This is a genomic window from Pseudescherichia sp. (assembly GCF_031979925.1).
In the GTDB taxonomy this organism is placed as follows: domain Bacteria; phylum Pseudomonadota; class Gammaproteobacteria; order Enterobacterales; family Enterobacteriaceae; genus Pseudescherichia.
In genome coordinates this window covers 13,888-39,735 of sequence record NZ_DALZFB010000004.1, presented here as the reverse complement: position 1 = coordinate 39,735, position 25,848 = coordinate 13,888, and the positions used below count along the sequence as shown (strand labels likewise).

At 54.9% G+C, this 25,848-nt stretch carries 25 protein-coding genes; 4 read left to right on the top strand and 21 right to left on the bottom strand.

Annotated elements, in window-relative coordinates; all coding sequences use genetic code 11:
* Positions 1 to 48: 48 nt before the first annotated feature.
* Positions 49 to 1,413 carry a tRNA uridine-5-carboxymethylaminomethyl(34) synthesis GTPase MnmE gene (gene mnmE / locus RTM13_RS08535; protein ID WP_312211644.1) on the top strand — a complete coding sequence of 455 codons (1,365 nt, stop codon included), beginning with the start codon at positions 49 to 51 and terminating at the stop codon, positions 1,411 to 1,413.
* Positions 1,414 to 1,484: 71 nt separating this feature from the next.
* On the opposite strand, the gene RTM13_RS08530 is transcribed toward mnmE, so the two are convergent.
* Positions 1,485 to 1,895: a hypothetical protein gene (locus tag RTM13_RS08530; RefSeq protein WP_312211643.1), complete on the bottom strand. Its 411-nt coding sequence runs from the start codon at positions 1,893 to 1,895 to the stop codon at positions 1,485 to 1,487.
* Between the two features lie 436 nt (positions 1,896 to 2,331).
* Between RTM13_RS08530 and RTM13_RS08525 the strand changes: the two genes are divergently transcribed.
* Entirely contained in the window at positions 2,332 to 3,057 is a 726-nt protein-coding gene (locus RTM13_RS08525; protein WP_312211642.1) for a hypothetical protein, read from the top strand.
* Between the two features lie 34 nt (positions 3,058 to 3,091).
* Positions 3,092 to 3,658, top strand: coding sequence for an NADPH-dependent FMN reductase (locus tag RTM13_RS08520; RefSeq protein WP_312211641.1), 567 nt, complete (start codon positions 3,092 to 3,094; stop codon positions 3,656 to 3,658).
* 44 nt (positions 3,659 to 3,702) lie between these two features.
* Here RTM13_RS08520 and adeP read toward each other — a convergent pair whose 3' ends face one another.
* A complete protein-coding gene (gene adeP / locus RTM13_RS08515; protein ID WP_141092966.1) occupies positions 3,703 to 5,040 on the bottom strand; it encodes an adenine permease AdeP in 1,338 nt (445 codons plus the stop codon).
* 168 nt (positions 5,041 to 5,208) lie between these two features.
* On the opposite strand from adeP, the gene yieH reads away from it, so the two are divergent.
* Positions 5,209 to 5,877 (top strand): 6-phosphogluconate phosphatase, encoded by a 669-nt coding sequence (yieH, locus tag RTM13_RS08510; protein WP_312211640.1) that lies wholly within the window; start codon positions 5,209 to 5,211, stop codon positions 5,875 to 5,877.
* A 93-nt stretch (positions 5,878 to 5,970) separates the two neighbouring features.
* Here yieH and phoU read toward each other — a convergent pair whose 3' ends face one another.
* The 19 genes from phoU to mioC all read right to left on the bottom strand — a co-directional run bounded on the left by phoU (position 5,971) and on the right by mioC (position 25,805).
* Positions 5,971 to 6,696, bottom strand: a complete 726-nt coding sequence (phoU, locus tag RTM13_RS08505) for a phosphate signaling complex protein PhoU (RefSeq protein WP_312211639.1) — start codon at positions 6,694 to 6,696, stop codon at positions 5,971 to 5,973.
* Positions 6,697 to 6,710: 14 nt separating this feature from the next.
* Positions 6,711 to 7,484 carry a phosphate ABC transporter ATP-binding protein PstB gene (pstB, locus tag RTM13_RS08500; protein WP_312211638.1) on the bottom strand — a complete coding sequence of 258 codons (774 nt, stop codon included), beginning with the start codon at positions 7,482 to 7,484 and terminating at the stop codon, positions 6,711 to 6,713.
* A 48-nt stretch (positions 7,485 to 7,532) separates the two neighbouring features.
* Positions 7,533 to 8,420 (bottom strand): phosphate ABC transporter permease PstA, encoded by an 888-nt coding sequence (gene pstA, locus RTM13_RS08495; RefSeq protein WP_312211637.1) that lies wholly within the window; start codon positions 8,418 to 8,420, stop codon positions 7,533 to 7,535.
* Complete coding sequence (pstC, locus tag RTM13_RS08490; RefSeq protein WP_103820584.1) at positions 8,420 to 9,379, bottom strand: phosphate ABC transporter permease PstC; 960 nt, start codon at positions 9,377 to 9,379, stop codon at positions 8,420 to 8,422. Before pstC ends, pstA begins: the two co-directional genes overlap by 1 nt.
* 126 nt (positions 9,380 to 9,505) lie before the next feature.
* Positions 9,506 to 10,546 carry a phosphate ABC transporter substrate-binding protein PstS gene (gene pstS, locus RTM13_RS08485; protein WP_312211636.1) on the bottom strand — a complete coding sequence of 347 codons (1,041 nt, stop codon included), beginning with the start codon at positions 10,544 to 10,546 and terminating at the stop codon, positions 9,506 to 9,508.
* A 198-nt stretch (positions 10,547 to 10,744) separates the two neighbouring features.
* Positions 10,745 to 12,574: a glutamine--fructose-6-phosphate transaminase (isomerizing) gene (glmS, locus tag RTM13_RS08480; RefSeq protein ID WP_312211635.1), complete on the bottom strand. Its 1,830-nt coding sequence runs from the start codon at positions 12,572 to 12,574 to the stop codon at positions 10,745 to 10,747.
* Between the two features lie 191 nt (positions 12,575 to 12,765).
* Positions 12,766 to 14,136: a bifunctional UDP-N-acetylglucosamine diphosphorylase/glucosamine-1-phosphate N-acetyltransferase GlmU gene (glmU, locus tag RTM13_RS08475; RefSeq protein WP_312211634.1), complete on the bottom strand. Its 1,371-nt coding sequence runs from the start codon at positions 14,134 to 14,136 to the stop codon at positions 12,766 to 12,768.
* A 701-nt stretch (positions 14,137 to 14,837) separates the two neighbouring features.
* Entirely contained in the window at positions 14,838 to 15,257 is a 420-nt protein-coding gene (locus tag RTM13_RS08470; RefSeq protein ID WP_103820588.1) for a F0F1 ATP synthase subunit epsilon, read from the bottom strand.
* A gap of 20 nt (positions 15,258 to 15,277) precedes the next feature.
* Positions 15,278 to 16,660, bottom strand: a complete 1,383-nt coding sequence (gene atpD / locus RTM13_RS08465; RefSeq protein ID WP_042393505.1) for a F0F1 ATP synthase subunit beta — start codon at positions 16,658 to 16,660, stop codon at positions 15,278 to 15,280.
* A 31-nt stretch (positions 16,661 to 16,691) separates the two neighbouring features.
* Complete coding sequence (gene atpG, locus RTM13_RS08460) at positions 16,692 to 17,555, bottom strand: F0F1 ATP synthase subunit gamma (protein WP_042393507.1); 864 nt, start codon at positions 17,553 to 17,555, stop codon at positions 16,692 to 16,694.
* Positions 17,556 to 17,605: 50 nt separating this feature from the next.
* Positions 17,606 to 19,147, bottom strand: coding sequence for a F0F1 ATP synthase subunit alpha (atpA, locus tag RTM13_RS08455; RefSeq protein ID WP_312211633.1), 1,542 nt, complete (start codon positions 19,145 to 19,147; stop codon positions 17,606 to 17,608).
* 12 nt (positions 19,148 to 19,159) lie between these two features.
* On the bottom strand, positions 19,160 to 19,693 hold the full coding sequence (gene atpH, locus RTM13_RS08450; protein ID WP_312211632.1) for a F0F1 ATP synthase subunit delta: 534 nt from the start codon (positions 19,691 to 19,693) through the stop codon (positions 19,160 to 19,162).
* Between the two features lie 14 nt (positions 19,694 to 19,707).
* A complete protein-coding gene (gene atpF, locus RTM13_RS08445) occupies positions 19,708 to 20,178 on the bottom strand; it encodes a F0F1 ATP synthase subunit B (protein WP_042393514.1) in 471 nt (156 codons plus the stop codon).
* A 62-nt stretch (positions 20,179 to 20,240) separates the two neighbouring features.
* Entirely contained in the window at positions 20,241 to 20,480 is a 240-nt protein-coding gene (gene atpE / locus RTM13_RS08440) for a F0F1 ATP synthase subunit C (protein ID WP_000429386.1), read from the bottom strand.
* Between the two features lie 50 nt (positions 20,481 to 20,530).
* Positions 20,531 to 21,349, bottom strand: coding sequence for a F0F1 ATP synthase subunit A (atpB, locus tag RTM13_RS08435; RefSeq protein WP_268106301.1), 819 nt, complete (start codon positions 21,347 to 21,349; stop codon positions 20,531 to 20,533).
* Between the two features lie 8 nt (positions 21,350 to 21,357).
* Entirely contained in the window at positions 21,358 to 21,738 is a 381-nt protein-coding gene (gene atpI / locus RTM13_RS08430; protein WP_042393520.1) for a F0F1 ATP synthase subunit I, read from the bottom strand.
* Between the two features lie 614 nt (positions 21,739 to 22,352).
* Positions 22,353 to 22,976: a 16S rRNA (guanine(527)-N(7))-methyltransferase RsmG gene (gene rsmG / locus RTM13_RS08425; RefSeq protein WP_312211631.1), complete on the bottom strand. Its 624-nt coding sequence runs from the start codon at positions 22,974 to 22,976 to the stop codon at positions 22,353 to 22,355.
* A 116-nt stretch (positions 22,977 to 23,092) separates the two neighbouring features.
* Positions 23,093 to 24,982, bottom strand: coding sequence for a tRNA uridine-5-carboxymethylaminomethyl(34) synthesis enzyme MnmG (mnmG, locus tag RTM13_RS08420; RefSeq protein ID WP_312211630.1), 1,890 nt, complete (start codon positions 24,980 to 24,982; stop codon positions 23,093 to 23,095).
* A 373-nt stretch (positions 24,983 to 25,355) separates the two neighbouring features.
* Positions 25,356 to 25,805, bottom strand: a complete 450-nt coding sequence (gene mioC, locus RTM13_RS08415; RefSeq protein ID WP_144818256.1) for an FMN-binding protein MioC — start codon at positions 25,803 to 25,805, stop codon at positions 25,356 to 25,358.
* Between the last annotated feature and the right edge of the window lie 43 nt (positions 25,806 to 25,848).

The window sequence follows — 25,848 nt, the reverse complement described above, 5'->3', positions numbered from 1 at the left end:
GGCGGTCAAATGACCGCCTTTTTTATTTTGAAATTTCGGAAAACTATCATGAGCCATAACGACACTATCGTCGCCCAGGCAACCCCACCGGGACGCGGTGGTGTGGGCATTCTGCGCATCTCCGGCCTCAAGGCCCGCGAGGTAGCGCAGGCTGTGCTGGGCAAGCTGCCTAAACCGCGCTACGCCGACTATCTGCCGTTTAACGATGCGGACGGCACGGCGCTGGACCAGGGCATCGCCCTCTGGTTCCCCGGCCCGAACTCCTTTACCGGCGAAGACGTGCTGGAGCTGCAGGGGCACGGCGGGCCGGTGATCCTCGACCTGCTGCTAAAGCGCATCCTCACCCTGCCCGGCCTGCGCATCGCTCGCCCCGGCGAGTTTTCCGAACGCGCGTTTCTCAACGACAAGCTGGACCTGGCCCAGGCTGAAGCGATTGCCGACCTGATCGACGCCAGCTCCGAGCAGGCCGCACGCTCGGCGCTAAACTCGCTACAGGGGGCGTTCTCCACCCGCGTTAACCATCTGGTGGAAGCACTCACTCACCTGCGCATCTATGTGGAAGCCGCAATTGATTTCCCGGACGAAGAGATCGACTTCCTCTCCGATGGCAAAATCGAAGCGCAGCTTAACGGTGTGATGACCGATCTCGAGGCCGTACGAGCGGAAGCACGTCAGGGTAGCCTGCTGCGTGAAGGGATGAAGGTGGTCATCGCCGGTCGCCCGAACGCCGGGAAATCGAGCCTGCTGAACGCGCTGGCCGGGCGCGAGGCGGCCATTGTTACCGATATCGCCGGTACGACCCGCGACGTGCTGCGTGAGCATATCCACATCGACGGCATGCCGCTGCATATCATTGATACCGCCGGGCTGCGTGACGCCAGCGACGAGGTAGAGCGCATTGGGATTGAGCGCGCCTGGCAGGAGATCGAGCAGGCCGACCGGGTGCTGTTTATGGTCGATGGCACCACCACCGACGCCGTCGATCCGGCGGATATCTGGCCGGACTTTATTGCCCGTCTACCCGCGAATCTGCCGATCACCGTGGTACGTAATAAAGCCGATTTGACCGGCGAGACGCTGGGTATCAGCGAGGTGAATGGTCACTCACTGGTTCGCCTCTCCGCCTACACGGGCGAAGGCGTTGACGTGCTGCGTAACCATCTCAAGCAGAGCATGGGCTTTGATACGCAAATGGAAGGTGGCTTCCTGGCCCGTCGTCGCCATCTGCAGGCGCTTGAGCTGGCGGCAGAGCATTTACAGCAGGGTAAAGCGCAGCTGCTGGGTGCGTGGGCGGGCGAACTGCTGGCGGAAGAGCTGCGTCTGGCCCAGCAGAGCCTGAGCGAGATCACCGGCGAGTTTACCTCCGATGACCTGTTAGGACGGATCTTCTCGAGCTTCTGTATTGGGAAGTAAGCGTTATATAGACACGTGAAGAGTTGTTAACCCGCATTGACTGGTGTTGATGCGGGTTTTTTAATATCTCCTTAGTCATCACCCAGTTTGAAAATAATCCTCCCTGTCCCCATTTTAGTTTCTGAATCCTGTGAAAACTGTTTTACCGATATATCACCATCATCAGACAAACGAGGAAATCCTGGCCTGAATGTGATTCTGATTACACACGATGAATATTCACCTGATTTATTTTTCTGTCCTGCGACGCCAAAGCCACCCTCCAGAACTGCTTTTATCATCCACACAGATGATTCACTGTCGTAAAGGATATCAACCCGATCGCCTATCTCGATTCCTGTTGTATCCATTGCACTTCGACTGATTCTGAAGCCCAGCTCAATAGAACCAGCAGTGCGTCTGCGCTGAGTAACAGTGACATAGTTGCTTTGTACCACACGGCCGCTTTTCGCTGCCATTGTAGATAAAGACACGAAAGCCATAAAAACCTCTTAAGATATTTGTTTAATCGCATTGTACGACCGATTAATTTTCAATGACAATTCTTTTTGTGTGGTTTTGCTCCCCACCATTCACTTTAATTTTACCTACACCGATAAATTTAAAATTTAGCCTCGCTTGAATCCCGCACTAAAAAATATAAGTAAACGCTTACCAATTTGTATTTTATATAATTAATCTTCACTGGTTTTTAACTTCCTAAATATTAGAAACAGTATAAAAAGAGCATTGATAGGGGGAGCTTATGCCATAGCAAAGGCGCTGATGCGTGTCGCTTGCTTCTGCCCGCTCCTTACCCGAATTGTAAAAATCCCGCAGAGTCCTTTTTACCCCCTTTTTTCCGTGTTAAAACCTGCACACAATAGGCAATACTGCTTTACCGTGGCGAGCAGGCTAACCATTATCAAGGAGTGAAAAATGGCGACACACTTTGCAAGAGGGATCCTTACCGATGGACAGCTGGTCTCCGTCCGCCTGCCCTCGTCCTGTCACGATCGGGCCAGAGCGTTGCCGGAACACCACCGCACCCGCTATTTAGCCTCGCGCGCTCTGCTCGCTGAACTGATATTTATGCTCTACGGTTTAAGCGAGCTACCTGAAATCATCACCCAGCCCAATGGTCGCCCGGTCTTTGCCGATCGTAGCCTGCCCCACTTTTCGCTGGCCTATGCCGGGAATATGGTGGGCGTGGCGATCGCCACCAGCGGCATCTGCGGTCTGGATATGGAGTTGCAGCGGGCAACGCGCAGCTTTCACACGCCTCATGCTCCGGAGCGCCAGGTCTTCACCAGCAACGAAAGGCTGTGGATCAACAACCAGAGCGATCCCAACGAGGCGCAGGCGCAAATCATCACCCTGCGGCAGAGCATGCTAAAGATGGCCGGCCAGCCCCAAGATACCTCGGGTTTTCTACAGCTGCTGCCCGGCTCCGGCAAGCTGCGCGCGGCGCAGCCTGAACCCATTGAGGCGCTCTGTGATGCGGAGGACGTGCTAATCTGGTCGGTGGCGGTTTCACCCGCCATTGAAAGCCTGAAGATTTGGGAGTTTGATACGAAGCGGGGCTGGCGTTGCCTGCCAGATATACAAACCCGAGCAAACAATCCCGCCACTCGCCTGATGCGTTTTACCAGCCTGCCTGCGTAACTCGCTTCACTACACTTACCGGTAAGGAGTAGAGATGTCTGATTCACTGCACGTCGTTACGTTACTTGGCAGCCTGCGTAAAGGCTCATTCAATGCGATGGTAGCCCGCACGCTGCCGAAGGTTGCGCCGGAAGGCATGACGGTGGTACCGCTGCCGACCATTGCCGACATCCCGCTGTACGATGCCGATATCCAGCAGGAGGAGGGTTTCCCGCAGAGCGTTGAGGCCATTGCCGAGCAGATCCGCAACGCCGACGGCGTGGTAATTGTGACGCCGGAATATAACTACTCCGTACCGGGCGGCCTGAAGAACGCTATCGACTGGCTGTCACGTCTGCCTGCGCAGCCGCTGGCAGGTAAGCCGGTGCTGATCCAGACCAGCTCTATGGGCGCAATCGGTGGCGCACGCTGCCAGTATCATCTGCGACAGATTCTGGTATTCCTCGACGCGATGGTAATGAACAAGCCGGAGTTTATGGGCGGGGTGATCCAGAACAAGGTGGACCCGCAGACGGGCGAGGTTATCGATCAGAGCACGCTGGACCATCTGACCGGCCAGCTGACGGCGTTTGGCGATTACATCAAGAAAGTCAGGGCATAAAAAAAGCCCGGCAGCGCGAAGCCTGCCGGGCCAGTTTTTAGCGGTTAGTGCGCGTCGATAAACACAATCTTCAGCACAAACAGCAGCGCAACGATAATCACGCACGGGCTGAGATCGCGGAAACGTCCGGTACCGATCTTCATGATGCAGTAGGAGATAAAGCCCAGCGCAATGCCTTCGGTAATCGAGAAGCTAAACGGCATCATCACGGCGGTGATAAACGCTGGCACGGCTTCGGTCAGATCGTCCCACTTCACGCGGGAGAGGCTGGAGGTCATCAGCACGCCGACGTAGATCAGCGCACCCGCAGCAGCATACGGCGGTACCATCCCGGCCAGCGGCGACAGGAAAATCACCAGCAGGAACAGCACGCCCACAACGACAGCGGTGAGGCCGGTGCGCCCGCCGACGGAGACGCCGGAAGAGGATTCGATATAGGCGGTGACCGACGAGGTACCGATAAAGGAGCCTGCCACGGAGGAGACGCTGTCAACAAACAGGGCCTGCTTCATACGCGGGAACTTACCCTTCTCATCTGCCAGACCGGCTTTATCGGTCACGCCAATCAGCGTCCCGGAGGAGTCGAACAGGTTAACCAGCATAAACGAGAAGATCACGCCTGCAAGGCCAAGGTTAAACGAGCCTGCCAGATCAACGTGACCGACAACGCTGGTCACGCTCGGCGGCGCAGAGACAATCCCGCTGTAGTGCACATCGCCCAGCCACCAGCCCAACAGGGTAGTTACCACGATAGAGACCAGCACCGCCGCATGGACGTTACGCGAGGCCAGAATGGCGATGATAAAGAAGCCCAGCACACCCAGCAGCACGCTGTGGGAGGTCAGATTGCCGATGGTCACCAGCGTCTCCGGGTTCGCCACAATCACACCCGCATTTTTCAGACCCATCATGCCGATGAACAGACCGATGCCGCTGGTGATGCCGACGCGCAGGCTCACCGGGATATTTGCGATCATCCAGTAGCGGACGCGGAAGATAGTTAGCAGCAGCAGGCCGATAGCGCCCCAGAAGATAGCGCCCATTCCCACCTGCCACGGCAGGCCCATTGCGCCAACCACCACAAAGGCGAAGAAGGCGTTCAGCCCCATCGCGGGCGCAAGCGCCACCGGCAGGTTAGCAAAGAGTCCCATCAGAATGCTGCCAAAGGCGGCGATCAGACAGGTGGTAACGAATACCGCGCTGGTATCCATGCCAGCAACACCCAGAATCTGTGGGTTAACAAAGACGATGTAGACCATCGTCAGGAAGGTGGTAAAACCGGCGATCACCTCGGTGCGTGCCGTGGTGCCATGCTCGCGCAGTTTAAACACGCGGTCGAGCAACCCCTGGCCCGCGGCCTGGGTAGTGTGTTGTTGGCTCATTATCTATTTCCGAACAGGGAAGGAAAATTCGTCGCTATCCTATACCAAAATGCGACAATGTTGACGGTTATCACACACTTTTTTTCATTGATTTTGCTTATACGGCATCGATTGCGCGGAGAAATCTGCGTTAAGTAAACGTTAAACTTGCAATAAACAGGAAACGGCATGTCCCAAATAGAAGCGATTTTTTTCGACTGTGATGGCACGCTGGTCGACAGCGAGGTGATCTGTTCCCGTGCGTACGTGCATATGTTCGCGCAGTTTGGCATTACGCTCGATCTGGCGGAGATTTTTAAGCGCTTTAAAGGCGTTAAGCTGTACGAAATCATCGACATTATTAACGCCGAGCATGGCGTTAATCTGGCCAAAGCCGAGCTGGAGCCGATCTACCGCGCCGAGGTCGCACGCCTGTTCGATGCCGAGCTGGAGATTATCGCCGGGGCGGATGCGCTGCTAGAGTCCGTCAGCGTGCCGATGTGCGTGGTCTCGAACGGCCCGGTCAGCAAAATGCAGCACTCTCTTGGCAAGCTTGGGATGCTGCACCATTTCCCGGATCTGCTCTTCAGCGGCTACGACATTCAGCGCTGGAAGCCAGACCCGGCCCTGATGTTCCATGCCGCCAGCGCGCTGGACGTCGATCCGACGAGGTGCATTCTGGTGGATGACTCCGCGGCTGGTGCGCAGTCGGGGATTGATGCGGGAATGGAGGTGTTCTATTTCTGTGCCGATCCGCACAACCAGCCGATCGACCACCCGAAGGTGACTACCTTTACCGATCTGGCTCAGTTACCAGAACTCTGGAAAGCGCGTGGCTGGAACGTCACTCAGAAATAGACGTAGGCCGGATAAGCGTCAGCGCCATCCGGCGAATTGCCCGGTGGCGCAGGCTTACCGGGCCTACAAACGCTACAGAGGCGACAAAGCAGGTTACTCTTTCGGATCTTTACCGGCGAGCAGTTTATCCAGCTCGTCGCCGCCAACGTGACGGAAATCCTGGCCCTTCACGAAGTAGAAGATGTATTCGCAGATGTTCTGGCAGCGGTCGCCGATACGCTCGATAGAGCGAGCGCAGAACAGGGCGGTCAATACGCTTGGGATGGTACGTGAATCTTCCATCATGTAGGTCATCAGCTGACGCACAATGCCTTCGTACTCCTGATCCACCTTCTTGTCTTCACGGTAGATACGCACCGCTTCATCAAGATCCATGCGCGCAAAGGCATCCAGCACGTCGTGCAGCATCTGCACCGTATGGCGGCCCAGCGACTCCAGGCTTACCAGCAGCGGCTGGTGCTGCTGGGAGAACTTCTCCAGCGCCGTGCGGCAGATTTTATCCGCAACATCACCGATACGCTCCAGCTCGGCGATGGTTTTAATGATCGCCATCACCAGCCGCAGGTCGCTCGCCGTAGGCTGGCGCTTGGCGATAATGCGCACGCAGGCCTCATCGATCGCCACTTCCATCATATTGACCTGATGGTCACCGGCAATGACACGCTTGGCCAGCTCGCTGTCCTGATTGTGCATGGCGGTGATCGCATCAGAGAGCTGCTGCTCTACCATCCCGCCCATGGTCATTACCTGAGTGCGGATGCTCTCCAGCTCGGCGTTAAACTGGCCGGAGATATGTTTATTAAGATTGAGACTGTCCATAACGCACTCCTGAATCAGCCGTAGCGGCCAGTGATATAGTCTTCTGTTTGCTTTTTAGCAGGTTTGGTGAACAGATCGTCCGTGTTGCTGAACTCAATCAATTCGCCCAGATACATAAAGGCCGTATGGTCGGAGCAACGTGCAGCCTGCTGCATGTTGTGGGTCACGATCACTACGGTGTAATCCTGCTTCAGCTCGGTGATCAGCTCTTCAATACGCCCGGTAGAGATAGGGTCGAGGGCTGAACACGGCTCATCCAGCAGCAGCACTTCCGGACGAATGGCGATACCGCGCGCAATGCACAGACGTTGCTGCTGACCACCGGAGAGAGAGTATCCGCTCTGGTGCAGTTTATCTTTGGTTTCGTTCCAGAGTGCGGCCTTGGTCAATGCCCACTGCACACGCTCGTCCATGTCGGCGCGGGAGAGCTTCTCAAACAGGCGCACGCCGAAAGCGATGTTGTCATAGATAGACATCGGGAACGGCGTCGGCTTCTGGAAGACCATCCCGACTTTGGCACGCAGCAGGGCAATATCCTGGCTGTGGGTAAGGATGTTCTCGCCATCCAGCAGAATTTCACCCTCGGCACGCTGTTCCGGATAGAGAGAGTACATTTTGTTAAAGGTACGCAGCAGGGTAGATTTACCGCAGCCTGACGGACCGATAAACGCCGTTACCTGATTCTTCGCGATATCCAGGTTGATGTTTTTCAGGGCGTGGAACTTCCCGTAGTAGAAGTTCAAATCACGAACCTGAATCTTGCCGGAGGTGGTTTCAACCATACTCATTTTACTCTTTTCCTCAATCGGGCGCGGCCGGGGCCACGCCGCCTAATTTTAACCGTTCTTCTTCGCGAAGATAACGCGTGCCAGGATGTTCAGCAGCAGCACGCACAGGGTAATCAGCAGTACGCCAGCCCAGGCCAGCTGTTGCCACTCGGCAAACGGGCTCATGGCAAACTTAAATATGGTGACCGGAAGGTTCGCGATAGGCTGCATCATGTCCGTGCTCCAGAACTGATTGGAGAGGGAGGTGAAGAGCAGCGGCGCGGTTTCACCGGCGATACGCGCCACCGCCAGCAGCACGCCGGTCAGGATGCCGGAGATAGAGGCCTTCAGCGTAATCGCGGAGATCATCTTCCATTTCGGCGTGCCCAGCGCATAGGCAGCTTCACGCAGGCTGTCCGGAACCAGCTTCAGCATGTTCTCGGTGGTGCGGATAACAATCGGTACCTGCAGCAGCGCCAGCGCAATCACGCCCGCCCAGCCGGAGAAGTGCTCCATCTGCGCCACTACAATGGTGTAGACAAACAGACCCACCACGATAGAGGGGGCGGAGAGCAGAATATCGTTAATGAAACGGATCACCTCTGCCAGCCAGGACTTGCGTCCATACTCGGCAAGGTAGATGCCCGCCATAATGCCGAGCGGGGTACCAAACACGGTTGCCCAGAGGATCAGCAGGCCGCTGCCCGCCAGGGCGTTTGCCAGCCCACCGCCAGCGGTGTTCGGCGGCGGAGTCATCTCGGTGAACAGCGCCAGCGACATGCCGTCGATACCGCGCGTCACGGTAGAGAAGAGGATCCAGATCAGCCAGAAGAGGCCAAACGCCATGGTTGCCATCGACAGCGTCAGCGCGAGACGGTTTTTCATGCGGCGCTTAGCCTGCATTTTACGGCGCGACTCGGCCAGCTCCGTCGTGGTTTGCATTTCGAGCGTAGCCATTAGCGTGCCCCCTCGTTTTTCGCCAGACGCAGGATCATCACTTTCGAAATCGCCAGCACGATAAAGGTGATTACAAACAGGATCAGGCCCAGCTCCATCAGCGCGGCGACGTGTAGCCCTGACTCCGCTTCGGCAAATTCGTTAGCCAGCGCAGAGGTGATGCTGTTGCCCGGCATATAGAGTGAGGCGCTGTCGAGCTGGTAGGTGTTACCGATAATAAAGGTCACCGCCATGGTTTCACCCAGCGCACGGCCCAGGCCAAGCATCACCCCGCCGATAACACCGTTTTTGGTGAACGGCAGCACGATGCGCCAGATCACCTCCCAGGTGGTGCAGCCGATGCCGTAGGCCGACTCTTTCATCATCACCGGCGTCTGCTCGAATACGTCGCGCATTACCGAGGCAATGTACGGAATGATCATGATGGCGAGAATAATACCCGCCGCGAGGATACCGATACCAAATGCCGGGCCGGAGAAGAGCGCGCCGACAAACGGAATGGCGGAGAGCACGTTGCCTACCGGCTCCTGGAAATAAGTGGCAAACAGCGGAGCGAAGATAAACAGACCCCACATGCCGTAAACGATACTGGGGATAGCGGCGAGCAGCTCAATGGCGATACCCAGCGGACGCTTCAGCCAGCCGGGAGCCAGCTCCGTCAGAAACAGCGCGATACCAAAACTCACCGGAACGGCGATAAGCAGCGCGATAAAGGAGGTCACCAGCGTACCGTAGATCGGCACCAGCGCGCCGTAGATATCGTTCGGTGCGTCCCACTCTTTGGTCCACAGGAAGGAGAAACCAAATTTCTGGATGCTTGGCCAGGAGGAGACAATCAGCGAGATGATGATGCCGCCGAGCAGCAATAGCACAATCAGCGCAGCCAGTTTGACCAGCGCGCCGAAGATCATGTCACCTTGTTTACCCGGTGGGTTAAAAGCAGGCTTGGTTGCAGCCATAAAATACTCTTCTGTTATGTACGTCTTACGAATTTGCCCGGTGGCGCGAACGCTTACCGGGCCTACAGTTTTTATCCGTAGGGCGGGAAGCCTACGCCACCCGCCATCTTCGTTAAAAAGATCCTGTTAGTACAGCGCTTTACCGCTGCTGTCTTTCACATTCGTTTTCCATGCAGCACGAACCTGTTCAACCACGCTGTCCGGTAGGGTTGCGTAATCCAGATCGTTAGCCTGTTTAGCACCGTCTTTATATGCCCAGTCGAAGAACTTCAGCACTTCAGCGCCCTGCTCAGGTTTCTTCTGCTCTTTGTGGATCAGGATGAAGGTGGTGGAGGTGATTGGCCACGCATCGTCACCCTTCTGGTTGGTCAGGTCCTGAGCGAAGCTTTTGCTCCAGTCCACGCCTTTCGCGGCGTTAGAGAAGCTCTCTTCGGTCGGAGAAACCGGTTTGCCATCGGCAGAGACCAGCTTGGTGTAGGCCAGGTTGTTCTGCTTAGCGTAGGCGTACTCAACGTAGCCGATAGAGCCCGGCAGACGCTGTACGAACGCGGCGATACCGTCGTTACCTTTCCCGCCCAGACCAGTCGGCCAGTTCACAGTAGAGCCAGAACCGATTTTCGATTTCCACTCTTCGTTCACTTTCGCCAGGTAACTGGTGAAGACGAAAGAGGTACCGGAGCCGTCAGCACGACGCACTACGGCGATATTCTGTGAAGGCAGCTTCATGCCTGGGTTGAGCTTAGCGATCGCTTCGTCATCCCATTTTTTGATTTTGCCCAGGTAGATGTCACCCAGCGTTTTACCATCCAGCACCAGCTCACCGGATTTCACGCCCGGCAGGTTAACCGCCAGCACCACGCCACCGATAACGGTCGGGAACTGGAACAGGCCTTCCTGATTCAGTTTCTCGTCAGACAGCGGAGCATCAGACGCGCCAAAATCCACGGTGTTAGCAGTGATCTGCTTCACGCCGCCGGAGGAGCCGATACCCTGGTAGTTAACTTTGCTACCGGTCTCTTTCTGATAGGTATCCGCCCATTTGGCATACACTGGCGCTGGGAAGGTTGCACCCGCGCCGGTCAGGCTTGCCGCTGCATTAACAGCGAAAGCGCTCAGGGATAAGGTCGCGGCGACAACAGTAGCGACAGTGGTACGCATGACTTTCATAATGTCTCCTGAGGGATCGTAAATCGTTGTTTGGTTTCTACGATATGCAAAATAGGACAACCAGGTGACAGTTAAATGTACGTATTATGACATTTTTATGACAGGCGTTTATTTGACCGAAAATAGTCTATGGATTGTTTAAAAATAGCACAACGAGGAGAGACGTCCCGCCGGTAGCGACGGGACGTAAGAGGAAGATTACTCTACGGTTACAGATTTCGCGAGGTTACGCGGCTGGTCAACGTCGGTGCCTTTAATAAGCGCGACGTGGTAGGCCAGCAGCTGTAGCGGCACGGTGTAGAAGATCGGCGCAATCACCTCTTCCACATGCGGCAGTTCGATAATGTGCATGTTATCGCTGCTGGTGAAACCGGAATCCTGACCAGCGAAGACATAGAGCACACCGCTACGGGCGCGAACTTCTTCGATGTTGGACTTCAGTTTTTCCAGCAGTTCGTTGTTAGGTGCCACAACGATAACCGGCATATCGGCGTCAATCAGCGCCAGCGGGCCGTGTTTCAGCTCGCCTGCGGCATAGGCTTCAGCGTGGATGTAGGAGATCTCTTTCAGCTTCAGCGCGCCTTCCAGCGCGATAGGGTACTGATCACCACGGCCAAGGAACAGGGCGTGGTGCTTCTCAGAGAAGTCCTCTGCCAGCGCTTCAATGCGTTTATCCTGGGAGAGCATCTGCTCGATACGGTTCGGCAGCGCCTGCAGGCCATGCACGATATCCTGCTCGATAGAAGCATCCAGGCCTTTCAGGCGGCTCAGCTTCGCCACCAGCATCAGCAGCACGGTGAGCTGGGTAGTGAAGGCCTTGGTGGAGGCCACGCCGATCTCGGTTCCGGCGTTGGTCATCAGCGCCAGGTCGGACTCACGCACCAGCGAGGAGCCAGGCACGTTACAGATCGCCAGCGAACCGAGGTAGCCCAGCTCTTTGGAGAGGCGCAGCGCGGCCAGAGTATCCGCCGTCTCTCCGGACTGGGAGAGGGTGATCATCAGGCTGTTGCGGCGCACCGCCGACTTGCGGTAGCGGAACTCAGAGGCGATTTCCACATCGCAAGGGATGCCGGCCAGTGATTCAAACCAGTAGCGAGACACCATCCCGGAGTTGTAGGAGGTACCGCAGGCGATAATCTGGATATGCTCAACCTGAGAGAGCATCTCGTTGGCTTTCTCGCCCAGCTCGCTGAGGTCGATCTCGCCGTGGCTGATACGCCCGGTCAGGGTGTTTTTAATGGCGTTCGGCTGCTCGTAGATCTCTTTCTGCATGTAGTGGCGGTAGATACCTTTATCGCCAGCGTCATATTGCAGGTTAGATTCGATGTCCGGACGTTTCACTTCTTGGCCTGAACGATCAAATACCACGACGCTACGGCGGGTCACTTCCGCGATATCACCCTCTTCGAGGAAGATAAAGCGGCGGGTCACCGGCAGCAGGGCCAGCTGGTCGGAGGCGATGAAGTTTTCGCCCATGCCAAGGCCGATAACCAGCGGGCTACCGGAGCGGGCAGCCAGCAGAGTGTCAGGATCGCGGGTATCCATGATCACCGTACCGTACGCGCCGCGCAGCTGCGGGATAGTACGCAGAACGGCATCACGCAGGGAGCCGCCTTTAGCCAGCTCCCAGTGCACCAGGTGAGCGATCACTTCGGTATCGGTTTCGGAGACAAATTCATAGCCGCGCGATCTTAACTCTTCGCGCAGCGGCTCGTGGTTCTCAATAATGCCGTTATGCACCACCACGATATGTTCAGAGACATGCGGGTGAGCGTTGCCTTCAGACGGTTCACCGTGCGTTGCCCAACGGGTATGGGCAATACCGGTTCCGCCATGCAGCGGATGCTCTTCGGCTGCCTGAGAGAGCATCTGGACTTTACCGAGACGACGCAGGCGGGTCATATGCCCTTCACTGTCGACCACTGCCAGGCCGGCAGAGTCATAGCCACGGTATTCGAGACGACGTAAGCCTTCGAGAAGGATTTCAGCAATATCACGCTGCGCAACTGCGCCAACAATTCCACACATAGTTAGATTTCCTGATTATGGCGTAAGCCATGCGTTGTCGGTCAACCTGCGTTACCCGTTTTCCGGGCGCCCCGAGCCTTGTAGAGAGTGGGGTTATATTTATAGCTACTGCTGGTGGGCGGGAGATCTATATTGACCTCCTCATCCCTGTTTGCCGGACGGCGTTGCCACCTGCCCGGCTTACAAAAACGTTACTTCTTCTTGACCGGACGCTTCCAGCCTTTGATATGGGTCTGCTTCACACGGCTAATCACCAGCTCGTCTGCGGCGACGTCACGAGTCACCGTGGTTCCCGCCGCGATGGTAACGCCGCTGGCCACGCTCACCGGGGCGATAAACTGTGAATCGGAGCCGACAAAGACATCGTCGCCGATAATAGTTTTATGCTTGTTGGCACCATCGTAGTTACAGGTAATGGTTCCTGCGCCAATGTTAACGTTGTCGCCAATCTCCGCGTCGCCGAGATAGGTGAGATGTCCCGCCTTCGAGCCTTTGCCGAGACGCGCTTTTTTCATCTCAACGAAGTTGCCTACGTGCGCGCCGGCCAGCAGCTCCGCGCCTGGGCGCAGACGGGCAAACGGGCCGATGGTGCAGGCGGCTTCCAGGGTGGCATCTTCAACCACGCTGTAAGGGCTGATCTCGCAGTCATCACCGATGACGCTGTTTTTGATCACGCAGCCCGCGCCAATTTTGACCCGGCTGCCCAGCGTAACGTTACCTTCCAGAATAACGTTGGTGTCGATCTCGATGTCACGACCATGGCTCAGCGTACCGCGCAGGTCAAAGCGTGCCGGATCGCGCAGCATCACGCCCGCCAGTAGCAGCTTCTCTGCCTGCTCGGCCTGATAGACGCGCTCAAGGCGAGCAAGCTGCAGGCGGTTGTTCACGCCCTCGACTTCGCTCAGGCGCTGCGGATGCACCGCCGCGATCTCACGTCCTTCCAGGTAAGCCAGCTCGATAATGTCGGTGATGTAGTATTCACCCTGCGCATTATCGTTGGTGAGCTTGCCCAGCCAGCGCTTCAGATCCGCACCGTTGGCAATCAGGATCCCGGTATTAATCTCCTGAATCTTATGCTGTTCAGGAGTCGCGTCTTTGTGCTCAACGATACCGGTTACCTTCCCATCTTCACGGGTGATACGGCCATAGCCGGTAGGATCGTCAAGTTTCACGGTTAACAATCCAATGCCGCCCTGCGGTTTTGCATCACGCAGGCGCTGCAGTGTCTCAACGGAGATCAGCGGTACGTCGCCGTAGAGCATCAGGATATCTTCGTCGTCGGCGAAGCCAGGGGCTGCCTGCTGCATAGCATGGCCCGTACCCAGCTGTTCCGCCTGCAGGACCCAGTTCAGGTTGTCGTCACGCAGCGTCTGTTTAAGCAGATCGCCACCGTGGCCGTAAACCAGATGAACCCGGCTTGCGCCTAGATTATTTGCGGCATCAATGACATGCTGTACCATCGCTTTCCCGGCGAGAGTATGAAGCACTTTAGGAAGATCCGAATACATACGGGTTCCCTTGCCAGCGGCAAGGATCACCACGCTCATGCTACTGTTTAACATACGCGTCCTGACTCTCATTTGAAGAAGAATTTTTACCTTTCGCCGTTGAAAATACTACATTTTTTTCAACGTGAAATGGGGTGCGTATAAAACATGCGATCGGCCGCTTTTATCCGCTTTTATTCCCCTGGTTTGACCCATCATAAAACGAATTACTGCATAACGCGTACATATTGCTGTGTCTTTACCCGCTATGCTGATGTTTTTACATTTCTTTCGCCTCTTGAATAAAGAGGGCACAGCAAATCAGCTGCCGCTTCGGCGCAAAGTGAGGGTGAGTATAAAGGGATCCGGCAGAGGAGAATCCAGGCCGATCGGGCGATATTTTGTCAGAATATATAAAACACAAAGGCCGCCCTTGGGCAGCCCTTGTTATGCTCTGTTCACGTCGCCAGCGGTTGTGGTTTTAATTGGCGGTATTTCGATGATTACAGATTAAACGTACCAAAAGAAACGTTCATGTTATTGAAGAAAGCGATGATTTTGTTAATCAGTTTCATGATGTTTTCCTGGTCGATGAGTTAATTAGTGTGACTTACTTCACAAAAAGAAGTCTACGCTGTGTTGATTAATCGATCAACTTTTTTGTGATGAATCTCACAAAAAACTTAAAACACCATTTCACAATCTTAGCGAACCCCGTGCGGACATAAAAAAAGCCAGCCTGGAGACCAGACTGGCTTCGTACGTTCAAGCCGGTGTTACATCGCTTTTTTGGTCAACTCGATAACGCGCAGTTTCGCAATAGCTTTGGCCAGCTCCGCAGACGCCTGAGCGTAATCCACGTCGCCGTGCGAGCTCTTAATGTGCTCTTCTGCTTTACGCTTCGACTCCAGGGCTCGCGCTTCGTCGAGATCCTGGCCACGAATCGCGGTATCAGCCAGTACGGTCACGGTGCCCGGCTGTACTTCAAGTACGCCACCAGACAGATAGATAAACTCTTCATGACCGTGCTGTTTCACGATGCGGATCATACCAGGCTTAATGGCGGTGAGCAGCGGGGCGTGACCCGGGTAAATCCCCAGTTCACCTTCGCTACCCGTTACCTGGATTTTCTCGACCAGACCAGAGAACATCTGTTGCTCTGCGCTGACCACGTCCAGGTGGTAAGTCATTGCCATATCACCCTCCGATTAAGGCGTTAAAGTTTTTTGGCTTTTTCCACGGCTTCGTCGATGGAACCCACCATGTAGAACGCCTGCTCCGGCAGGTGATCGTACTCGCCTTCCATAATGCCTTTAAAGCCACGGATAGTGTCTTTCAGGGAGACGTATTTGCCCGGAGAACCGGTAAATACTTCAGCCACGAAGAACGGCTGGGACAGGAAGCGCTGGATCTTACGTGCGCGTGCTACCACCAGTTTGTCTTCTTCAGACAGCTCATCCATACCGAGGATGGCGATGATGTCTTTCAGCTCCTGGTAACGCTGCAGGATAGACTGTACGCCACGTGCGGTGTCGTAGTGCTCCTGGCCAACCACCAGCGGATCCAGCTGACGGCTGGTAGAGTCCAGCGGGTCAACGGCCGGGTAGATACCCAGAGAGGCGATCTGACGGCTCAGTACCACGGTTGCGTCAAGGTGCGCAAAGGTGGTTGCCGGAGACGGGTCAGTCAAGTCATCCGCAGGTACGTATACCGCCTGTACGGAGGTGATAGAACCGGTTTTGGTGGAGGTGATACGCTCCTGCAGAACGCCCATCTCTTCCGCCAGGGTCGGCTGGTAGCCTACCGCTGAAGGCATACGGCCCAGCAGTGCGGATACTTCCGTACCGGCCAGGGTGTAACGGTAGATGTTGTCAACGAACAGCAGTACGTCACGACCTTCGTCACGGAACTTCTCAGCCATGGTCAGGCCGGTCAGCGCAACGCGCAGACGGTTTCCCGGCGGCTCGTTCATCTGGCCGTACACCAGGGATACTTTGTCCAGAACGTTGGAGTCAGTCATCTCGTGGTAGAAGTCGTTACCCTCACGAGTACGCTCACCCACGCCAGCAAACACGGAGTAACCGGAGTGCTCGATCGCGATGTTACGGATCAGCTCCATCATGTTTACGGTTTTACCTACGCCCGCGCCGCCGAACAGGCCAACTTTACCGCCTTTGGCGAACGGACACATCAGGTCGATAACCTTGATGCCGGTTTCCAGCAGTTCCTGAGAGCTGGAGAGCTCTTCGTAGGACGGTGCTGCGCGGTGGATAGCCCAACGCTCTTCTTCACCGATGTCGCCTTTCATATCGATCGGCTGACCCAGTACGTTCATGATACGACCCAGGGTCGCTTTACCTACCGGTACTTCGATCGGGTGCTCGAGGTCCTGAACTTCCAGACCACGACGCAGACCGTCGGAAGAACCCATAGCGATGGTACGTACGATACCGCCGCCGAGCTGCTGCTGAACTTCCAGCACCAGACGCTCATTACCATTTGTCACTTCGAGGGCGTCGTACACGTTCGGTACGGCGTCCTGCGGGAACTCGACGTCCACCACGGCGCCGATTACCTGGACAACTTTTCCAGTAGCCATCTTGAATCCTCTACGAATTTCCTAAACCTGGTTAAACCGCAGACGCGCCACCGACGATTTCGGTGAGTTCCTGAGTTATGCTGGCCTGACGAGCTTTGTTGTAAACCAACTGCAACTCTTTAATCAGGCTACCGCCGTTATCGGTTGCGGCTTTCATCGCCACCATACGCGCGGCCTGCTCGCTGGCCAGGTTTTCTACAACACCCTGATACACCTGCGACTCGACGTAACGACGCAGCAGGGTATCCAGCAGCGCTTTCGGATCGGGTTCGTACAGGTAATCCCATGCTTTATGTTTCAGATCGTCATCCTCTGATGCCGGCAGCGGCAGCAGCTGGGTGATGGTCGGAGACTGGGACATGGTGTTGATAAATTTGTTGCTGACGATGTAAAGCTTGTCCAGACGACCTTCGTCGTAGGCCTGCAACATCACTTTTACCGGGCCGATCAGTTCGGACAGGGAAGGGTTATCCCCCATGCCGGTTACCTGAGCAACAACGTTGCCGCCTACGGAGTTGAAGAACGAGACGCCCTTCGAGCCGATCATCGCGAGTTCGCTCTGAACGCCCTTATCGGACCACGCTTTCATATCCGCCAGCAGTTTTTTGAACAGGTTAATGTTCAAGCCACCGCACAGGCCACGGTCGGTAGACACCACCAGGTAGCCCACGCGCTTAACGTCGCGTTCTTCCAGGTAAGGGTGCTTATATTCCAGATTACCGTGAGCAAGGTGACCAATCACTTTGCGCATGGTGTCTGCATAAGGACGGCTGGCTGCCATTCTGTCCTGCGATTTACGCATTTTGGAAGCGGCGACCATCTCCATCGCTTTAGTGATCTTCTGCGTGTTCTGGACGCTTGCGATCTTACTACGTATCTCTTTTGCGCCGGCCATGAGCTTCTCCTCAATGCCTTGCGGTCTGCCCTAAGACAGACCGCCAGACGTTACCAGGACTGGGTTGCTTTGAAGGAATCGAGGATGCCTTTCAGCTTGCCTTCGATTTCGTCGTTATAGCCACCGGACTGGTTGATCTCTTGCATCAGCGGAGCGTGGTCACGGTCAACGTAAGCCAGCAGAGCGGCTTCGAAGCTACCGATTTTCGCCAGTTCCACATCTTCGAGGTAACCGCGTTCAGCCGCGAACAGCACCAGGCCCTGCTGCGCAACAGACATTGGAGCGTACTGTTTCTGCTTCAGCAGCTCGGTCACTTTCTGACCGTGGCTCAGCTGTTTACGGGTTGCTTCATCCAGATCGGATGCAAACTGGGAGAACGCTGCCAGTTCACGATACTGTGCCAGCGCGGTACGGATACCACCGGACAGTTTCTTGATGATCTTGGTCTGAGCTGCACCACCCACACGGGATACGGAGATACCCGGGTTAACCGCCGGACGAATACCGGAGTTAAACAGGTTGGTTTCCAGGAAGATCTGACCATCGGTAATCGAGATTACGTTGGTCGGAACGAACGCAGAAACGTCACCCGCCTGGGTTTCGATGATCGGCAGCGCGGTCAGGGAGCCGGTTTTACCTTTCACTTCACCTTTGGTGAAGTTCTCAACGTACTCAGCGTTTACGCGGGATGCGCGCTCCAGCAGACGGGAGTGGAGGTAGAACACGTCGCCCGGGAATGCTTCACGTCCTGGCGGACGGCGCAGCAGCAGGGAGACCTGACGGTAAGCAACGGCCTGTTTAGACAGGTCATCGTACACGATCAGTGCATCTTCACCGCGGTCGCGGAAGTATTCGCCCATGGCGCAGCCGGCATACGGAGCCAGGTACTGCAGCGCAGCGGATTCAGAAGCGGTCGCCACTACAACGATAGTGTTGGAGAGAGCACCGTGCTCTTCCAGCTTACGCACTACGTTAGCAATGGTGGACGCTTTCTGGCCGATAGCCACGTACACGCACTTAATGCCGGAGTCGCGCTGGTTGATGATCGCATCGATTGCCATCGCGGTTTTACCGGTCTGACGGTCACCGATGATCAGCTCACGCTGGCCACGGCCGATTGGGATCATGGCATCAACGGACTTATAACCGGTCTGTACCGGCTGGTCGACGGACTGACGATCGATTACGCCTGGTGCGATAACTTCGATTGGCGAGAAGCCATCGTTATCAACCGGACCTTTACCGTCGATTGGCGCACCCAGGGTGTTCACCACGCGGCCCAGCAGGCCACGGCCGACCGGCACTTCCAGAATACGGCCAGTACACTTCACCTTCATGCCTTCGGCGAGGTCAGCGTACGGACCCATTACTACGGCACCTACGGAGTCGCGCTCCAGGTTCAGTGCGATAGCGTAACGGTTACCCGGCAGGGAGATCATCTCACCCTGCATACAATCGGCCAGGCCGTGGATACGGATAACACCGTCACTTACAGAAACAATAGTACCTTCGTTGTGAGCTTCACTCACAACACTGAACTGAGCAATGCGCTGCTTGATCAGTTCGCTGATTTCGGTGGAATTCAGTTGCATGCTCCAGTCCCCTTAAGACTGCAAGACGTCTGCGAGGCGTTCAAGACGGCCGCGTACGCTGCCATCAATGACCATATCACCCGCACGGATGATAACGCCTGCCATTACAGACTTATCGATTTTGCAATTCAGCTTCACTTTGCGTGACAGACGTTTTTCCATCGCGACGCTGATTTTCGAAAGCTGTTCTTCACTCAGTGCGGTTGCCGAGGTGACTTCAACCTCAGCGGTAGCCTCGCTGGCTGCACGCAATTGAATAAACTGCTCAAGAACATCAGGAAGCGCATTCAGACGACCGTTCTCTGCCATCACCCTAATCAGGTTCTGGCCGTTGGTGTCCAGCTGCTCTCCACATACTGCGATAAACGACTCAGCGAGCGTTTCCGGTGCCATCGCACCGGAGAGAAGCTCTGCCATTTGTTCGTTTTTTGTCACCTCGGCGGCAAACGCCAGCATATCCTGCCAGCGCTCGACGCTCTGGTGTTCGACGGCAAAGTCAAAAGCTGCTTTGGCGTAGGGGCGAGCTACCGTAACAAATTCAGACATCAGCCCCTCCCTCCTTACAGTTCAGCGACAAGTTTGTCCACGATGTCGCTGTTAGCAGCTTCATCCACGGAACGTTCGATGATCTTCTCGGCGCCAGCAACAGCCAGAACGGCGACCTGCTTACGCAGCTCTTCGCGAGCGCGCTTACGTTCGGCATCAATTTCTGCCTGCGCCTGCGCCACGATTTTAGTACGTTCCTGCTCTGCTTCGGTTTTGGCTTCGTCCAGGATCTGAGCACGGCGTTTGTTCGCCTGCTCAATGATTACCTGGGCTTCCGCTTTCGCCTTTTTCAGCTGGTCGGTCGCGTTGGCCTGTGCAAGGTCCAGATCCTTTTTAGCTCGTTCAGCAGAAGCAAGACCGTCAGCAATCTCTTTTTGACGTTTTTCGATGGCAGCAATCAACGGCGGCCATACATACTTCATGCAGAACAGAACGAAAAGGACAAACGCGATGGCCTGGCCGAGGATTGTTGCGTTAAGATTCACAGCACAATGCCTCTTATCTAGTTAACGTTCTGATATTGCCCGTAAAAATCAAGCAACGCTTACTACGCGACAGCAAACATCACGTACAGACCCAGACCTACAGCGATCATTGGGATAGCATCCACCAGACCCATAACGATAAAGAACTGAGTACGCAGCAGAGGGATCAGATCCGGTTGACGCGCTGCGCCTTCCAGGAATTTACCTCCGAGGATGCCGATACCGATCGCAGCACCGATTGCCGCCAGACCCATCATCACAGCGGCAGCCATGTACAGCAGATCCATATTCAGGTTTTCCATGACAGTCTCCAGTTTGTTTCAGTTAAAACGTAGTAGTGTTGGTAAAAAAATCAGTGCTCTTCAGACGCCATCGACAGATAGACGATCGTCAGAACCATGAAGATGAAGGCTTGCAGCGTAATGATCAGGATGTGGAAAATGGCCCACGGCACATTCAGAACCCACTGTGACCACCACGGCAACAGACCAGCAATCAGAATGAAAATCAACTCACCGGCATACATGTTGCCGAACAGTCGCAGACCGAGCGAAACCGGTTTAGACAGCAGGCTTACCCCTTCAAGGATTAAGTTGACAGGAATAAATGCCCAGTGGTTGAACGGCTGCAGCGTCAGCTCTTTCGCGAAGCCGCCAATGCCTTTCATTTTGATGCTGTAGAACAGAATGAGGATAAATACGCCCAGCGCCATCGACAGGGTGATGTTCACGTCCGCAGACGGTACCACACGCAGTGCCGGCAGGCCGAAGATGTGCTCGCCGATGTACGGCAGCAGATCGATTGGCAGCAGATCCATCAGGTTCATCAGGAATACCCAGACGAAAATCGTCAGGGCCAGCGGCGCGATCACCTTGCTCTTGCCGTGGTACATGTCTTTCACGCTACCGTGGACAAAACCAATGACCAGCTCGATCGCCGTCTGGAATTTTCCTGGGACGCCGCTGGTTGCTTTTTTGGCAACGCTGCGGAACATCATCAGGAACAACAGGCCCAGAACCACCGAGAAGAACATGGAGTCGATGTTCAGCGTCCAGAATGTGGCCGGGGGGTTATGCGGATCCACCAGCGAGAACGTACGCAGGTCAATCTGAAGGTTATTCAGATGGTGACCGATGTACTCCTGCGGTGTTGAGATTTCTCCTGCAGACATGATGCCTCTTACCCTTTGTTGTTAATTACAGCGGGTGCCAGTATCTGTACAACCAGCACCGAAACCCACGTCACGATCAGCGGCAAAAACACCGCCTTCAAAACCGCCAACGCCACCACCAGCAACACGAAGGTTGCTAACACCTTGAACGCTTCACCGAAGGCGAAGGACCAGGCCATGCGGCCTTTAGCAGGTGTATGCGCCTGATGACGCCAGGCAAAAATCATAAACAACATATTTGGCAGCACAACTGCCAGTCCACCGCATAACGCGGAGACGCCCCAGAAGGGGTCTTTGAGGCTAAATAGTAAACCACTTACTATCACAGCCAGAAACTGAATGAACAGAAGCTTACGAGCAACGTTTCTACTCAAGAGCGACAAAGACATCACGTTTTTACTCCTGCTCACTTCGAGGTATGTCGCGTGTCGTATAAAACGTTCTTTATGGCTCAGAGTCAAGCAGCAAAAAGCGAGCAAATTATACGGTGCGGCCTCGTGATTTCAAACAATAAGTAGCAAAAAGGTGAATAAATGTTTAAATAAATTTCCCGAGCGCTATTTTTCCACTTTCAGACAAACTGTGAGCGCTAGTGCAAATTTGCTAATTGCGCGCCAATGCTGACGTTAAAGCGTGCATCAGATCACAATTTGCGCATTTGCGGTCAGGACATATTATTCATGATAAGAAATTCTATTGACTCATCTTTTTGATATTTTTGATGAATCTTATCCACTCTTTTTAAAACAGCCCGATATACAATAAAAACGTTTTATTGACATTCTTAATAAATATTTAACATCTCTGTAAAAAAGATTTTGCTGATTTTTAGCAGACTGATATTTTCCATGTTGATTATTTTCATGGTTAAGTAAACATGGAGGTTAACGACCGGAAAAGTCACAGTAAATTTATGGTTAAATACTGAAAAATCTTCCGCTGCTCTGTTTCGCTTTTTTTAACAGATTCTCTACAGCGGAAAATTGCCATTTTTTGATAAAAATTAAAGTGCGTTTGCCTTAACGATCACTAAATGTCGCTCCCCTTCCAACTGTGGAACACGAAGTTTTACTACCGACTCCACGCTGAATTCAGCTGGCAGCTGAGCAATTTCATCGTCAGGCAGCTGGCCCTTCAGAGCATAGAAACGCCCCTCCCCTGCCGGCAGGTGATGACACCAGCTGACCATATCATTGAGCGAGGCAAAAGCGCGACTGATAACGCCATCGAACGGCGGCTCGGCCGGGAACTCTTCTACGCGGCTCTGTACTGGCGCAATGTTGTCAATCTTCAGCTCATGCTGCACCTGGCGCAGGAAGCGGATGCGTTTGCCAAGGCTGTCCAGCAGCGTGAAGTGCGCCTGAGGCAGAACGATAGCTAAAGGCACGCCCGGCAGCCCCGGCCCCGTTCCTACGTCGATAAAGCGCGTTCTGGTCAGGTGAGGCGCAACCACCACGCTGTCCAGAATGTGGCGAATCAGCATCTCGTTCGGATCGCGTACCGAGGTAAGGTTATACGCTTTGTTCCATTTGTGGAGCATATCGACATAGGCCACCAGCTGCTGTTTCTGGTGATCGGTGAGCGAAATGCCTGCGTCATTAAGCAGACGAGAGAGTTTGTTGAGCACGGTGATACCTGTCTTTGATGATTTGCCCGGCGGCGCTCGCGCTTGCCGGGCCTACAAATGCTATGGGTTCGCCAGGCCCGGTAAGCGCAGCGCCACCGGGCGTTAGCCATGATAAATCAGGCGCTGCGGCGCAGCATACCCTGTTTTTTCAGCCAGACCAGCAGAATGGAGATGGCCGCCGGGGTGATGCCCGAGATACGCGACGCCTGGCCAATAGACGACGGTTTATGATCGTTAAGCTTGGCGATCACCTCGTTGGAGAGGCCGCTTACCTGACGGTAGTCGAGGGTCGCTGGCAGAATAGCGCTTTCGTTACGCAGCTGCTTTTCAATCTCATCCTGCTGGCGAGCGATGTAGCCTTCGTATTTGACCTGGATCTCTACCTGCTCAGCGGCCTGCGGATCGTCAAGGCCTGGCGCGAACGGCGAGAGGTTCACCATACCGCTGTAGGTCATCTCTGGACGGCGCAGCAGATCCTCACCGTTTGCTTCGCGTGACAGCGGCGCGCTGAGGATAGCGTTCACTTCGTCGACCTGCTCAGAGTGCGGGTGCACCCAAATATCCTTCAGGCGCTGACGCTCACGCTCAATACGCTCCAGCTTCTCGTTGAAACGCGCCCAGCGCAGATCGTCGACAAGACCCAGCTCGCGCCCTGCGGCAGTCAGACGCAGGTCGGCGTTATCTTCACGCAGCATCAGACGGTATTCCGCGCGGGAAGTAAACATCCGGTACGGCTCTTTGGTGCCAAGGGTACAGAGATCGTCCACCAGCACGCCCAGGTAAGCCTGATCGCGACGCGGCGCCCAGCCCTCTTTCTCGGCAGAGAAGCGGGCGGCGTTGAGACCGGCCAGCAGTCCCTGCGCAGCAGCCTCTTCGTAGCCGGTAGTGCCGTTAATCTGTCCAGCAAAGAACAGGCCCTGGATAAACTTGCTCTCCAGGGTCGGCTTCAGGTCACGCGGATCGAAGAAGTCATACTCAATGGCATAGCCCGGACGGACAATTTTTGCGTTCTCCATCCCTTGCATAGAGCGGACAATCTGCATCTGTACGTCAAACGGCAGGCTGGTGGAGATGCCATTCGGATAGATTTCGTTTGAGGTCAGCCCTTCCGGCTCAAGGAAGATCTGGTGCTGGTTACGATCGGCAAAGCGCATTACTTTGTCTTCGATCGATGGGCAGTAGCGTGGCCCGATCCCTTCGATCACCCCGGCGTACATCGGGCTGCGATCGAGGTTATTACGGATCACGTCATGGGTTTTCTCATTGGTGTAGGTGATGTAGCACGGCACCTGGCGCGGATGCTGGTCAACGCTACCCATGAACGAGAAGACCGGCAGCGGGTTATCGCCATGCTGCTGGGCAAGAACGCTGAAGTCGATAGTCCGGGCGTCAATACGCGGCGGAGTACCAGTTTTCAGGCGGTTTACGCGCAGCGGCAGTTCACGCAGACGGCGCGAGAGTGAAATGGACGGCGGATCGCCCGCCCGGCCGCCGCTGTAGTTATCCAGCCCGATGTGAATTTTGCCGTCGAGGAAGGTACCGACCGTCAGCACCACCGACTTCGCGCGGAATCTGAGACCCATCTGGGTCACCGCACCGACAACGCGATCGTTTTCGACGATCAGATCCTCGACCGCCTGCTGGAAGATCATCAGGTTTGGCTGGTTTTCCAGCGCGGTGCGTACCGCCTGGCGATAGAGCACGCGATCCGCCTGAGCGCGAGTCGCTCGTACAGCGGGGCCTTTGCTCGCGTTTAGTATCCTAAACTGAATACCGGCATGGTCGATCGCGGTACCCATCAGCCCGCCCAGCGCGTCCACTTCTTTTACCAGGTGTCCTTTCCCAATACCACCGATCGCCGGGTTGCAGGACATCTGCCCCAGCGTGTCGATATTGTGTGTCAGAAGGAGGGTCTGCTGACCCATACGTGCAGCGGCCATTGCAGCCTCGGTACCTGCATGACCCCCGCCAATGATGATGACGTCAAAAGGATCCTGATAAAACATGGTGATTTGCCTCGCGTAGAGCGGTTAGAAAGTGGATTGGGGTCCGGGCGGTGGATTCTACTCAACTTTAGCCCATCGAGAAAGTGCCGGGATCCTGACTATTAAAAAGAAGATCTTTTTTATTTAAGATCTGTTTTATTATGATCTCTTATTAGGATCGCCATGCCCTGTGGATAAGGCGGATCCTCTTATGAAGATCAACGTGTTATTAAGGATCGTTTGCTGTGAAAGATCGGTGATCCCACACCGTATAAGCTGGGATCAAAAAGGCGGGTTATACACAGGTGAAACTTTAAACAAACCTTATACCGTGGATAACTACCGGTTGATCAACGCTTTTAACCAGAGTTACCCACAGCTGATCGCACGATCTTTACACTTCTTTCAGTAAATTGATCCACGATCCCAGCCAAATTTCGGCCGGATCCTCCGGAATCTCATGTTCGAGGACGTTGATCCTTAGCGTTTCGCCGATCTGTTTTGCCTGGCAGCCTTTCAATACCTCTTCCAGCTTCTCGATAGCGCCACAGAAGGTATCGTACTCACGGCTACCGAGACCCACCGCGCCAAAGCGAACCTGGGAGAGATCCGGCTGCTGCTCCTGCAACTCTTCATATAAAGGCAGGATGTTGTCAGGCAGATCCCCCGCGCCATGGGTGGAGGAGATCAGCAGCCATACGCCATCGGTGGGGAGATCCTCAAGCAGGGGGCCATGCAGCGTGCTGGTAGAGAAGCCAGCATCTTCCAGCTTCTCAGCCAGATGTTCTGCAACGTATTCCGCGCCGCCCAGCGTACTTCCACTGATGAGAGTAATGTCTGCCATGATGATCCGCTCCGATGAATAAGAGCGGTATTGTACGCTGTGA

Excerpts from the sequence above, each read along its gene's own strand:
- mnmE (WP_312211644.1), top strand. The coding sequence starts at position 49 with ATGAGCCATAACGACACTATCGTCGCCCAGGCAACCCCACCGGGACGC.
- RTM13_RS08530 (WP_312211643.1), bottom strand. The coding sequence starts at position 1,895 with ATGGCTTTCGTGTCTTTATCTACAATGGCAGCGAAAAGCGGCCGTGTG.
- RTM13_RS08525 (WP_312211642.1), top strand. The coding sequence starts at position 2,332 with ATGGCGACACACTTTGCAAGAGGGATCCTTACCGATGGACAGCTGGTC.
- RTM13_RS08520 (WP_312211641.1), top strand. The coding sequence starts at position 3,092 with ATGTCTGATTCACTGCACGTCGTTACGTTACTTGGCAGCCTGCGTAAA.
- adeP (WP_141092966.1), bottom strand. The coding sequence starts at position 5,040 with ATGAGCCAACAACACACTACCCAGGCCGCGGGCCAGGGGTTGCTCGAC.
- yieH (WP_312211640.1), top strand. The coding sequence starts at position 5,209 with ATGTCCCAAATAGAAGCGATTTTTTTCGACTGTGATGGCACGCTGGTC.
- phoU (WP_312211639.1), bottom strand. The coding sequence starts at position 6,696 with ATGGACAGTCTCAATCTTAATAAACATATCTCCGGCCAGTTTAACGCC.
- pstB (WP_312211638.1), bottom strand. The coding sequence starts at position 7,484 with ATGAGTATGGTTGAAACCACCTCCGGCAAGATTCAGGTTCGTGATTTG.
- pstA (WP_312211637.1), bottom strand. The coding sequence starts at position 8,420 with ATGGCTACGCTCGAAATGCAAACCACGACGGAGCTGGCCGAGTCGCGC.
- pstC (WP_103820584.1), bottom strand. The coding sequence starts at position 9,379 with ATGGCTGCAACCAAGCCTGCTTTTAACCCACCGGGTAAACAAGGTGAC.
- pstS (WP_312211636.1), bottom strand. The coding sequence starts at position 10,546 with ATGAAAGTCATGCGTACCACTGTCGCTACTGTTGTCGCCGCGACCTTA.
- glmS (WP_312211635.1), bottom strand. The coding sequence starts at position 12,574 with ATGTGTGGAATTGTTGGCGCAGTTGCGCAGCGTGATATTGCTGAAATC.
- glmU (WP_312211634.1), bottom strand. The coding sequence starts at position 14,136 with ATGTTAAACAGTAGCATGAGCGTGGTGATCCTTGCCGCTGGCAAGGGA.
- RTM13_RS08470 (WP_103820588.1), bottom strand. The coding sequence starts at position 15,257 with ATGGCAATGACTTACCACCTGGACGTGGTCAGCGCAGAGCAACAGATG.
- atpD (WP_042393505.1), bottom strand. The coding sequence starts at position 16,660 with ATGGCTACTGGAAAAGTTGTCCAGGTAATCGGCGCCGTGGTGGACGTC.
- atpG (WP_042393507.1), bottom strand. The coding sequence starts at position 17,555 with ATGGCCGGCGCAAAAGAGATACGTAGTAAGATCGCAAGCGTCCAGAAC.
- atpA (WP_312211633.1), bottom strand. The coding sequence starts at position 19,147 with ATGCAACTGAATTCCACCGAAATCAGCGAACTGATCAAGCAGCGCATT.
- atpH (WP_312211632.1), bottom strand. The coding sequence starts at position 19,693 with ATGTCTGAATTTGTTACGGTAGCTCGCCCCTACGCCAAAGCAGCTTTT.
- atpE (WP_000429386.1), bottom strand. The coding sequence starts at position 20,480 with ATGGAAAACCTGAATATGGATCTGCTGTACATGGCTGCCGCTGTGATG.
- atpB (WP_268106301.1), bottom strand. The coding sequence starts at position 21,349 with ATGTCTGCAGGAGAAATCTCAACACCGCAGGAGTACATCGGTCACCAT.
- atpI (WP_042393520.1), bottom strand. The coding sequence starts at position 21,738 with ATGTCTTTGTCGCTCTTGAGTAGAAACGTTGCTCGTAAGCTTCTGTTC.
- mnmG (WP_312211630.1), bottom strand. The coding sequence starts at position 24,982 with ATGTTTTATCAGGATCCTTTTGACGTCATCATCATTGGCGGGGGTCAT.
- mioC (WP_144818256.1), bottom strand. The coding sequence starts at position 25,805 with ATGGCAGACATTACTCTCATCAGTGGAAGTACGCTGGGCGGCGCGGAA.